The following is a 10,833-nucleotide window of genomic DNA, read 5'->3' as shown; positions in this document are numbered from 1 at the left end:
TAAATAATGTAATTGGTGAAACTTCTATGTTTGATCCTTATGCATCAATTGGTGGAGGTTATGTTTGGATGGATAGTTTTGGAACAGGAACTTTTAATGGTGGTTTAGGTTTTAATGTATGGTTTAGTGACCATTTAGGTGTTAATTTAGAATCTAAATACAAGCACGCTTTTGAAAGCAATATTGTTCAACATTTTCAACACTCTTTAGGATTAGTAATTAAATTTGGGGGAACAGATACTGATAATGATGGTATTTATGATGATGAAGACGCTTGTCCAGAAGTATTTGGATTAATTGAGTATAATGGCTGTCCAGATGCTGATAATGATGGAGTAATAGATTCTAAAGATGATTGTCCTAATGTAGCAGGATTAGAATCTTTAAATGGATGTCCTGATACTGATAATGACGGAATTGCCGACAAAGATGATGCTTGTCCAAACGATAAAGGAACCAAAGCCAACAAAGGTTGTCCAGATACTGATAATGATGGTATCATAGATTCAAAAGATAGTTGTCCTAATCAAGCTGGTCCAGAAGCAAATAAAGGTTGTCCTTGGCCAGATTCAGATGGTGATGGAGTTTTAGATAAAGATGATGATTGTCCAGATGTGGCAGGAATTGCATCTAATAAAGGCTGTCCAGAAATTAGTGTTAAAGAAATAGCAAAACTGGAAGAGTTGTTCAAAATAGTTTATTTTGAAACTAATAAAGCTAATTTTAAGCCAGAAACTATTTCAAAATTAGATGAAGCAATTGAAATAATAACGAAATACCCAACTGCAAAATTTGCAATTTCAGGACATACAGATAGCGTTGGTAACAATGAAAGTAATATGAAATTATCTGAAAAAAGAGCTATTGCTGTAAAAAATTACCTTGTTTCTAAGGGTGTTTCATCAAACAATTTAACAGCAAAGGGGTTTGGAGAAACGCAACCAGTTGAAAGCAATATGTACAAGGCTGGTAGAGCAGCAAATAGAAGAGTTGATATTAAATTGATAAATTAAAGTTATAAAGCTATTAATTTATAGTTGTAATAAAAGGCTATCTAAAAGTTTAAACTTTTAGATAGCCTTTACTCATTTTAAAATACTTTTATATTAATTACTTAAAATGCATTTCAATTAAAAAGGCATTTGTATTTTTATAGTTTATAAAAAACTATGGATTCTTTTATTTCAAAAGTTGTTAAAGACGTAATTAGTAAAAATACTACTATTAAAAATTGTGTATTTGTACTTCCAAGTCAACGTGCTTGTGTTTTTCTGAAAAAAGAACTTGTTGAGAGCACTACTTCAAGTTTTATGTTACCTAAAATTATAAGTATAGAAAATTATATTCAAGAACTTGCTGACATTAATTTAATAGATACCACGCAATTACTCTTTGAATTTTATAGTATTTATAAAGAAAATTTAGCACAAGAATTAGTAGAACCTTTTGAAACATTTTCTCAATGGGCAACAATTGCATTGCACGATTTTAATGAAATCGACAGTTACTTAGTAAACTCAAAAGACCTATTTTCAAATTTAAAAGATGTAAAAAAAATTGAATATTGGTTTCAAGATAAAACACCTAGTAAACTAGCTGTAAACTACCTTCAGTTTTTTGAACATTTGGATAAATTATACAATTTATTGTATCAAAAGTTGAAAAAAAATAAGTTTGGTTATCAAGGTTTAATTTATAGAGAAGCTGTAAATAATTTAGAATATTATATAGAAAATAATAGCGATAAACACAAAGTATTTATTGGTTTTAATGCTCTAAATAAAGCTGAGGAAGTTATTTTTCAGGAATTACTAAATAACAATTTAGCTTCTATTTATTGGGATTCAAACCCAAATTTATTTAACAATTCTAATGAAGCTGGTTTTTTTTTAAGAAAGTATAAAACAGCATGGGCTTACTATAAAACAGCACCTTTTTTATGGATAGATGAAACTATTTTAGAAGAAAAAAATATTGAATTTATTGGTGCACCCAAAAATATTTCACAAATTAAATATGCTGGCGAGTTATTATCAAAATTAGAAAATTACCAAAATACTGCGTTGGTTTTAGCGGACGAAAATTTATTAGCACTCACACTTAATTCTTTGCCAAATAGCGTTAAAAATATAAACATAACAATGGGATATCCGTTAAAAGACATCCCTTTTTCTAATTTGTTTGAAAAACTGTTTAAACTTCATTTAAATCAGGAGAAATTCAACAAACAAGCACAACATCAGTTTTATTATAAAGACGTCTTAAATCTTCTAAATGATCCATTTTTAAACAAATTGCATGGAGATGTTCTTCAAAAAATTGTTGCTAAACTTAAAAGTGAGAATACTATATTTTTATCAAAAAAAGCAATTGAAGACTGTGTCTCTAATTTAGAAAAAGAACAGTTAGCGGATATACTTTTATTGTTTACTTTTTCAAGTAATGTTAATACTATAATTAAACAATGTAGCAACTTAATTATGGCGCTAAAAAATTATGTTGAAGGAGTAGATAAAGAATATTTATACCGCTTTTATACTGTTTTTAAACAATTGGAAACATTAAATGTATCCTACAATCATATTTCAAATTTAAAAACCCTTACGAAATTTTATAATCAAATTTTAAATAATGAAAAACTAGCTTTTCAAGGAGAGCCATTAAAAGGCTTGCAATTAATGGGAATGTTAGAAACCAGAGCTTTAGATTTTGAAACGGTTATAATTACCTCGGTTAATGAGGGTGTTTTGCCAGGTAGTAAGAATGATAACTCATTTCTTCCTTTTGATGTTAAAAAGTATTTTAAAATGCCAACATATCAAGAAAAGGACGCTATTTTCTCATATCATTTTCAACGTTTATTACAACGCGCTAAAAATGTTTATTTAATCTATAATACAGAAAGTGATGGATATGGCGCTGGAGAAAAAAGTCGTTTTTTAACACAATTGGAAATTAACAAATCAAGTATTAAAAAAACCATAATAAATCCAAAAGTGCAGAAGCCTGAAGAGATTTTACTTCAAATTGAAAAAACATCCGAAGTTATAGGTAAATTACAAGCTGTTTTTACAAAAGGAATTTCGCCTTCAGCTTTGGCAACTTATATTTACAATCCAATTAGTTTTTACGAGCAAAAAGTGTTGGAAATTCGAGATGATGATGAAGTGGAAGAAACCATTGCTGCAAATACAATGGGTTCTGTTATTCATGATGTTTTAGAGCAATTATACAAGCCTTTTGTTGGTGTATTTTTATCAAAAGAAAACATTGGTCAAATGCAACAAAAAACACCTGAGTTACTGATTAAATTTTTTGAAAAGCATTATAAAAAAGGGAATATTGAAACAGGAAAAAATAAATTAATTTTTGAAGTTTGTAAAAATCATATCAACAGATTTTTAAAACAAGAATTACAAAGTATAAATAAAGGAAATAGATTAAAAATAATTGCACTAGAAGCTGAATTATCCAGTAAAATAACTATTGAAGGAATTGGATTTCCAATAAATTTAAGGGGAATTGTAGATAGAATTGATGAACTAAATGGCATTACTCGAATTATAGATTATAAAACGGGAAAAGTTGAAGCGAAGCAATTAAAAATGGAAGATTTTAGTGTAATTAGTGAAGATTATAAGTACACAAAGGCAATGCAGGTAATGTTGTATTCGTTTATGTATACTGCTAATATACAGTCAAAATTAGGCGAATTAGAAAGCGGAATAATTTCATTTAAAAATTTAAATGCAGGCTTTTTAAAAATGAATTTTTCTGAAAAACCTAGAGGCATAGATTCTCATGTTTCAGAGGAGAGAATAAACGATTTTATGAATGAAATCAAAACTATTATTAAAGAAATTTTAAATCCGGATATACCATTTATTCAAAAAGAAGATTTACCATTTTAAACTATAAAAATGACTACAGAATTAAACTTACAAGTTAAAAATACACAACATAATAAACCAATTTTAACGGATGTATTTTATACTAAAAACAACATAAAAAAACCAGTTGTAATTTTTTGTCATGGATACAAAGGATATAAAGATTGGGGCGCCTGGAATTTAGCAGCAACGGAGTTTGCAAACAATAAGTTATTTTTTTTAAAATTCAATTTTTCACACAATGGTGGTACGGTAGAAAACCCTATTGATTTTCCTGATTTAGAAGCTTTCGGACAAAATAATTTTACAACCGAGTTAAATGATTTAGAAGATGTAATAAGCTGGATTACAAATAATACTGAATATAAAGGCGAAATTGATTCAACTAATATTACCCTAATTGGACATTCCAGAGGTGGTGGAACAATAACTATAAAAGCTTCAGAAAATAAGCAGATTTCTAACCTTATTTCTTGGGCAGGAGTTTCCGATTTTGGCGCACGTTTTCCTAAGGATGAAAAAATTCTTCAGCACTGGGAAAAAGAAGGTGTTTCGTATATTGAAAATTCCAGAACAAAACAGCAAATGCCTCATTATTTTCAGTTTTACACTAATTTTAAAGAAAATGAAGCGCGTTTAACAATAAAAAATGCGGTTCAAAAATTAAACATTCCACATTTAATTATTCAGGGTGAAAAGGATGATGTTGTATTACCTATTGAAGCAAAAAAATTACATAGTTGGAATCCTAAAAGTACACTTGTTATTATTAAAGAAATGAACCACTCTTTAGGATGTTTACAGCCTTGGAACGATTCAAAAATGCCTGTTCATTTAGCAGAAGTTGTGAAACAAAGTATAGACTTTATTTTAAAAAAGTAATGCTAATTGAAAAAGCAACATATAGCGATTTAGAAGCCTGCCATTTGATTACAAAATGTTGTGCTAATGAAATGATTAACAACGGAATTTTTCAATGGAATGAAACGTATCCTTCAAAAGAAATTTTGCACAAAGATATTGAGCTTCAACAATTGTGGAAATTGACAAAAAACAATAAAATTATTGGCATAATTGTACTTACAGAAATTGAGGATGTGGAGTACAAATCAGTAAAATGGTTAACAGAAAATAGAGATAATTTATACGTACATCGCTTAGCTGTGCATCCAACATATCAAGGGAAAGGTTATGCACAAAAATTAATGAATTTTGGTGAAAAGTATGCTGTAAATAACAATTATAATTCAATCCGTTTAGATACATTTAGTCAAAATATTAGAAATCAAAAATTTTATGAAAAGCGTGGCTATGTTAAATTAGAATCAATATTTTTTCCAAATCAGAGTAAGTATCCGTTTTATTGTTACGAGAAAATTTTAAATGTATAAAGAATCTAACATCACTTTTAAAGGTATTAATAAATTAGCAATTCCTGCAATAATTTCTGGAATTGCAGAACCGTTATTATCAATTACAGACACAGCAATTGTTGGTAATATTAATTTAAATCCCACAGAAGCATTAGCTGCGGTTGGTATTGCAGGTTCTTTTATTTCTGCTTTGATCTGGATTTTAGCGCAAACAAGATCAGCAATTTCTGCAATTATTGGTAAATATTTAGGAGCAAAAAAACTAGATGAAATAGCAACTTTACCCACCCAAATTATCGCAATAAATTTAATGTTAAGTATTGTTATTTATGTAGTTACATTATTTTTTGTCAACCAAATTTTCCAATTGTACAATGCGGAAGGCTTAATTTTAAATTATGCCGTAGATTATTATAAAATTCGTGCTATCGGGTTTCCATTGACACTTTTCGTTTTTTCAGCTTTCGGAGTTTTTAGAGGATTACAAAATACGTATTGGCCAATGATAATAAGTATTACTGGCGCAGTTTTAAATGTTGTGTTAGATATAGCTTTAGTCTATGGAATAGATGGTCTTATCGCACCAATGAATGTTGAAGGAGCTGCTTGGGCAAGTGTTATTGCACAAGCCGTAATGGCGGTATTTGCGTTGGTTTTATTATTAAAAAAGACACCTTTTAGTTATAAATTACAATTCCCATTTAATAAGGAAATTAAAAATTTACTATCAATTAGTTTTAACTTAATTATTAGAGCGGTTGCTTTAAATATTGCGTTGTATTTGGCAAATTCATATGCAACAAAATACGGAAATAATTATATTGCTGCACAAACTATTGCGTTTCAAATATGGTTGTTTTTTGCCTTTTTTATTGATGGTTATGCAAGTGTTGGCAGCATTGTTTCTGGAAAATTATTAGGAGAAAAAAACTATCAGAAATTATGGGAATTGAGTGGTAGGTTAAGTAAATATTCTATTATTGTTGCACTATTATTGGCTGTTATTTGTGGCGTATTTTATACCCAAATTGGAACTCTTTTTTCAAAGGATCAACAAGTATTAGATGCGTTTTATAATATTTTTTGGATTGTACTTTTAATGCAGCCAATAAATGCCGTTGCTTTTGTTTTTGATGGTATTTTTAAGGGTTTAGCGGAAGCTGTAACACTTAGAAATTTACTTTTAGTAGCTACTTTTTTTGGATTTATACCAACTTTATTAATTGGAGATTACTTCAATTTAAAACTCTACGCTATTTGGATAGCTTTTACAGTTTGGATGCTACTAAGGTCTGGGATCTTAGTTGTTAAATTTAGACGAAAATATTTACATAAAAACCCGTAACTTTGGCACTATGAGTAACGGAAGTTTATATACACATATTCAAAATAATATTGCCACAGTTGAGTTTTATCATCCTGCAAGTAATTCGTTTCCGAGTGAATTATTAGCGCGTTTGGCAACTGAATTTAACGAGTTAAGTCTTAATAAAGAAGTGCACGTAATTATTTTGAAAAGTGAAAAAGAAAAAGCATTTTGTGCAGGAGCTTCATTTGATGAATTGGTTGCCATTACTAATTTAGAAGAAGGAAAACAATTTTTTTTAGGATTTGCCAACGTACTAAATGCAATGCGAAAATGTTCAAAATTAATAATAGGACGCATACAAGGTAAAGTTGTTGGGGGTGGTGTTGGTTTAGCTGCTGCCTGTGATTATTGTTTGGCTACAGAACAAGCTTCAATTAAATTATCTGAATTAACTATTGGTATTGGTCCTTTTGTAATTGCACCGGCAGTAGAACGTAAAATTGGAATAGCTGCATTAAGTGAACTTACTTTGGACGCCACAAGTTGGAAAAATGCTTATTGGGCAAAAGAAAAAGGCCTATTTGCAAAAGTATTTGAAACGCTTTCTGAATTAGATAATGAAGTTGATAATTTAGCAACAAAACTAGCATCATATAATCCAGAAGCTTTAAATAAAATGAAAAAAATATTGTGGCAAGGCACGGAAAATTGGGATACTTTACTAAGCGAACGAGCAGCAATAAGTGGAAAATTAGTGCTTTCTGATTTTACAAAAAATGCACTTCAAAAATTTAAAAAATAATGACTTTAGCAATAATACTTTTTTTATTTCAACAATTAGATATTGAAGAAAAATTAAAAAATGCACCAGATAAAGGCTATGAAATTGGTATAGTTATAGGAACTTATTTACCTTTTGTGTTACTTGTTGCATTGGCGTATTTTGTATACTATAAAGCAAAAAACAGAAAAGATTTAGACGATTAATATAGGAACATAAAAATGAGTAAAATTAGAATTACAAAACAATTTGATTTTGAAACCGGACATGCTTTATATGGCTACGATGGAAAATGTAAAAATGTACACGGACATAGTTATAAATTATCTGTAACAGTTATTGGAAAGCCAATTAGCAATACTTCTAACGTAAAATTGGGAATGGTGATTGATTTTGGCGATTTAAAAAGAATAGTGCTTTCAGAAATTGTTGATAAATTTGACCATGCTACTGTTTTTAATAAAAATACACCTCACGTTGAATTGGCAAATGAGCTTGAAAAAAGAGGGCACAATGTTATTTTAGTCGATTATCAGCCTACAAGTGAAATGATGTTAATTGATTTTGCTAAAAAAATAAAAGATAGATTACCAGAGACAATTAATCTTCATTCTTTAAAATTACAAGAAACAGGAACATCACATGCGGAATGGTTTGCAAGTGATAATTAGTAATTATTGCTAAGCGCTAAGTTTTAATTTTAAAATTTATTACGTACCATTAAAAGTATTCATGGTGTTATTTAAGCCAGCTGTTCCAAAAGATTTAATCAATTCACAAGATTTTGACAAGCGTTCTGGAAGTTGTTTATTTTCATCTTTATTCCAAGTTCCTAAAACATAATCAACTTGTCGCCCTTTTGAGAATGCATCTCCAACACCAAATCTAAAACGTGCATATTGTTGGGTTTGTAAGGTGTTTTGAATATCTTTTAAACCATTATGCCCACCATCACTTCCTTTAGCTTTTAGACGAATTGAACCAAAATTTAGGTTTAAGTCATCACAAATAACAAGTAAGTTTTCAAGTGGAATTTTCTCTTTTGTAAGCCAGTATTTTACAGCTTTGCCACTTAAATTCATATAGGTTGATGGTTTTAAAAGAATAAACGTTCTTCCTTTAAATCTAAATGTAGCAATAGCACCCAGTTTTTGGCTTTCAAAAGTAATTTCTTCAGAGGAAGCTAATGCATCTAATATTTTAAATCCAATATTATGACGTGTATCATCGTATTTAGCGCCAATATTTCCTAAGCCAACAATTAAGAATTTTTTCATTTGTTCTTCTGTAGATTCTTCTTTTTTTGATGTGAAAAGTAATTTTATTTGTTTCAAAATATTCATATAGCAAATGTAATAAAAAGAAAAAGCGTTGCAAATGTGCAACGCTTTTTAAAATTTACTTCAAAAGTTGAATTATTCTGTAGCAGTTTCTTCAGTTGCTCCTTCCTCAGTTGCTCCTTCTTCTCCTTCTTCCTCTTCATCATCCTCCGGCATTACAGCACTACGTGCAGTTCTAACTTGAACAACTACTGTGGTTTCTGGGTGTAAAATTGTGAATTTTTCATCAGCTAAGTCAGAAACAACAATTTTCATTCCAATTTTTAATTTAGAAATGTCAGCGTTAATAAAATCTGGCAAGTCTGCAGGTAATGCTCTCACGCTTAATTTACGTTTAGCAAAACTTAAAGACCCACCGTTGACTACACCTGGTGATGTACCAACTAATCTTACTGGAATATTCATAGCTACCATTTTATCATCGAATAATTGGTAAAAATCAACATGTAAAATTTTATCTGATACTGGGTGAAACTGAATATCTTGCAAAATTGCATGATAGTTTGTTCCGTCTACTTCAATCATTGCAGTATATACGTTAGCCGTGTACACTAAATTTTTGAACGAAACTTCGTCAGCTGAAAAGTGTAATGGTTTATCCCCTCCGTATAATACGCAAGGTACCTTTCCAGCATTACGTAAGGCTTTAGTTGACACTTTACCTACGCTTTCTCTTTGAGATCCTGTGATTGTAATTGATTTCATTTATATATTTATTTATTATTAATTTACATTAAAAATTGACCGCTAATTGATGTGTTATCTTGAACTTTATGCATCACGTCTGCGAACAAAGGCGCGCAAGATACAACTTTTATTTTAGAACTCTCTCTTTTTAAAGGAATTGTATCGGAAACAATAAGTTCTAACAGTTTAGATTTTTCTATTTTATCGTAAGCATTACCCGATAATATTGGGTGTGTACAGATTGCACGGACACTTATTGCTCCTTTTTCCATCATTAAATCGGCTGCTTTTGTTAGTGTTCCTCCAGTATCAATCATGTCATCAACTAAAATTACGTTTCTGCCTTTAACTTCACCAATTAATTCCATGGTATCTATTACATTAGCTTCTAAACGTTGTTTGTAACAAATTACAACTTCGCTTTCTAAATATTTTGAATAGGCATAAGCACGTTTAGAACCTCCCATATCTGGCGAAGCAATGGTTATATTTTTTAAATTTAACTTTTTTACATAGGGTAAAAATATTGTTGAAGCATATAAATGATCTACAGGTTTTTCAAAGAAACCTTGAATTTGATCTGCGTGTAAATCCATAGTCATAATTCTTGTTGCTCCAGCTGTTTGTAAAAGGTTTGCAACTAATTTTGCTCCAATAGCCACTCTAGGCTGATCTTTACGATCTTGTCTTGCCCAACCAAAATAAGGAATTACAGCGGTTATATGTCTTGCAGAAGCTCTTTTTGCAGCATCTAACATGAGTAACATTTCCATTAAATTATCAGAAGAAGGAAAAGTTGAACCTACTACAAATATGCGTCTTCCTCGAACAGATTCTGCAAAAGCCGGTTGGAATTCACCGTCACTAAATTGTGAAATTTTAACATTTCCTAGTTCCAGACCATAAGAATCTGCAATTTTTTGTGCTAAATCTTTACTTTGTCTACACGCAAAAATTTTTGGTGCAAGTTGATTGTTTCCCATTTTTAGTTGTGTTGTTGTTTGTAGTGCACAAATTTAAAATTAATTATAGAGTTATTGAACAACTTCGTGTTTTTTTTAAGGTTTTGATAAAAAAAAAATATAAATTTGCAATCCAAGTTCAAAATGCCCCGATGGCGGAACTGGTAGACGCGCTGGATTCAAAATCCAGTTCTTTCGGGAGTGCCGGTTCGATTCCGGCTCGGGGTACTAGATTATAAATTTAGGGAAAGTAACAAAAACTTAAAAATACTGATTATTAGGTGTTTAAATTAAAAAAAGTTTTTATTACTTTTCCTTTTTTAGTGTTATGGACGTTATTATTTAAAACTATAGCTTTACAATTATATAAAAACTCCGCTAAACAATTGTTTAACGGAGTCTTTATTTTCATAGCTCTTAGTAAGTAACATTATAATTTAGAAAATAGTTTGGGGTTTCAATTAAGATGTTAATTACTGCTTTGGGGGATT

Annotated in this window: 11 protein-coding genes and 1 tRNA gene; 9 read left to right on the top strand and 3 right to left on the bottom strand. The window is 30.0% G+C overall.

The window, feature by feature from the left end:
• From AB1Z17_RS03575 to AB1Z17_RS03540, 8 genes are all read left to right on the top strand, one after another.
• A partial coding sequence (locus tag AB1Z17_RS03575; protein ID WP_368050423.1) for an OmpA family protein occupies positions 1-1,013 on the top strand: 1,013 nt, incomplete at its 5' end.
• A 156-nt stretch (positions 1,014-1,169) separates the two neighbouring features.
• Positions 1,170-3,911: a PD-(D/E)XK nuclease family protein gene (locus tag AB1Z17_RS03570; RefSeq protein ID WP_368050422.1), complete on the top strand. Its 2,742-nt coding sequence runs from the start codon at positions 1,170-1,172 to the stop codon at positions 3,909-3,911.
• Positions 3,912-3,920: 9 nt separating this feature from the next.
• Positions 3,921-4,772, top strand: a complete 852-nt coding sequence (locus AB1Z17_RS03565; protein WP_368050421.1) for an alpha/beta hydrolase family protein — start codon at positions 3,921-3,923, stop codon at positions 4,770-4,772.
• On the top strand, positions 4,772-5,281 hold the full coding sequence (locus tag AB1Z17_RS03560; protein ID WP_368050420.1) for a GNAT family N-acetyltransferase: 510 nt from the start codon (positions 4,772-4,774) through the stop codon (positions 5,279-5,281). Before AB1Z17_RS03565 ends, AB1Z17_RS03560 begins: the two co-directional genes overlap by 1 nt.
• Positions 5,274-6,608, top strand: a complete 1,335-nt coding sequence (locus AB1Z17_RS03555; RefSeq protein ID WP_368050419.1) for an MATE family efflux transporter — start codon at positions 5,274-5,276, stop codon at positions 6,606-6,608. The genes AB1Z17_RS03560 and AB1Z17_RS03555 overlap by 8 nt, the downstream gene beginning before the upstream one ends.
• A gap of 10 nt (positions 6,609-6,618) precedes the next feature.
• On the top strand, positions 6,619-7,374 hold the full coding sequence (locus AB1Z17_RS03550; RefSeq protein ID WP_368050418.1) for an enoyl-CoA hydratase/isomerase family protein: 756 nt from the start codon (positions 6,619-6,621) through the stop codon (positions 7,372-7,374).
• A complete protein-coding gene (locus AB1Z17_RS03545; protein ID WP_368050417.1) occupies positions 7,374-7,559 on the top strand; it encodes a hypothetical protein in 186 nt (61 codons plus the stop codon). The genes AB1Z17_RS03550 and AB1Z17_RS03545 overlap by 1 nt, the downstream gene beginning before the upstream one ends.
• Before the next feature lie 15 nt (positions 7,560-7,574).
• Positions 7,575-8,024, top strand: coding sequence for a 6-pyruvoyl tetrahydropterin synthase family protein (locus AB1Z17_RS03540; RefSeq protein ID WP_368050416.1), 450 nt, complete (start codon positions 7,575-7,577; stop codon positions 8,022-8,024).
• Between the two features lie 39 nt (positions 8,025-8,063).
• Here AB1Z17_RS03540 and pth read toward each other — a convergent pair whose 3' ends face one another.
• The 3 genes from pth to AB1Z17_RS03525 form a co-directional block, all read right to left on the bottom strand.
• Entirely contained in the window at positions 8,064-8,630 is a 567-nt protein-coding gene (gene pth, locus AB1Z17_RS03535) for an aminoacyl-tRNA hydrolase (RefSeq protein WP_368050424.1), read from the bottom strand.
• 138 nt (positions 8,631-8,768) lie between these two features.
• Complete coding sequence (locus AB1Z17_RS03530; RefSeq protein WP_368050415.1) at positions 8,769-9,398, bottom strand: 50S ribosomal protein L25/general stress protein Ctc; 630 nt, start codon at positions 9,396-9,398, stop codon at positions 8,769-8,771.
• A gap of 23 nt (positions 9,399-9,421) precedes the next feature.
• Positions 9,422-10,363 (bottom strand): ribose-phosphate pyrophosphokinase, encoded by a 942-nt coding sequence (locus AB1Z17_RS03525; RefSeq protein ID WP_368050414.1) that lies wholly within the window; start codon positions 10,361-10,363, stop codon positions 9,422-9,424.
• Positions 10,364-10,488: 125 nt separating this feature from the next.
• On the opposite strand from AB1Z17_RS03525, the gene AB1Z17_RS03520 reads away from it, so the two are divergent.
• Positions 10,489-10,570, top strand: a tRNA-Leu gene (locus AB1Z17_RS03520).
• Positions 10,571-10,833 lie beyond the last annotated feature (263 nt).

The organism is Lutibacter sp. (assembly GCF_040883305.1).
GTDB lineage: Bacteria > Bacteroidota > Bacteroidia > Flavobacteriales > Flavobacteriaceae > Lutibacter.
The sequence above is the reverse complement of the archived record's forward strand: the minus strand, read 5'-3'. Positions and strand labels throughout refer to the sequence as shown.

Excerpts from the sequence above, each read along its gene's own strand:
- AB1Z17_RS03570 (WP_368050422.1), top strand. The coding sequence starts at position 1,170 with ATGGATTCTTTTATTTCAAAAGTTGTTAAAGACGTAATTAGTAAAAAT.
- AB1Z17_RS03565 (WP_368050421.1), top strand. The coding sequence starts at position 3,921 with ATGACTACAGAATTAAACTTACAAGTTAAAAATACACAACATAATAAA.
- AB1Z17_RS03560 (WP_368050420.1), top strand. The coding sequence starts at position 4,772 with ATGCTAATTGAAAAAGCAACATATAGCGATTTAGAAGCCTGCCATTTG.
- AB1Z17_RS03555 (WP_368050419.1), top strand. The coding sequence starts at position 5,274 with ATGTATAAAGAATCTAACATCACTTTTAAAGGTATTAATAAATTAGCA.
- AB1Z17_RS03550 (WP_368050418.1), top strand. The coding sequence starts at position 6,619 with ATGAGTAACGGAAGTTTATATACACATATTCAAAATAATATTGCCACA.
- AB1Z17_RS03545 (WP_368050417.1), top strand. The coding sequence starts at position 7,374 with ATGACTTTAGCAATAATACTTTTTTTATTTCAACAATTAGATATTGAA.
- AB1Z17_RS03540 (WP_368050416.1), top strand. The coding sequence starts at position 7,575 with ATGAGTAAAATTAGAATTACAAAACAATTTGATTTTGAAACCGGACAT.
- pth (WP_368050424.1), bottom strand. The coding sequence starts at position 8,630 with ATGAAAAAATTCTTAATTGTTGGCTTAGGAAATATTGGCGCTAAATAC.
- AB1Z17_RS03530 (WP_368050415.1), bottom strand. The coding sequence starts at position 9,398 with ATGAAATCAATTACAATCACAGGATCTCAAAGAGAAAGCGTAGGTAAA.
- AB1Z17_RS03525 (WP_368050414.1), bottom strand. The coding sequence starts at position 10,363 with ATGGGAAACAATCAACTTGCACCAAAAATTTTTGCGTGTAGACAAAGT.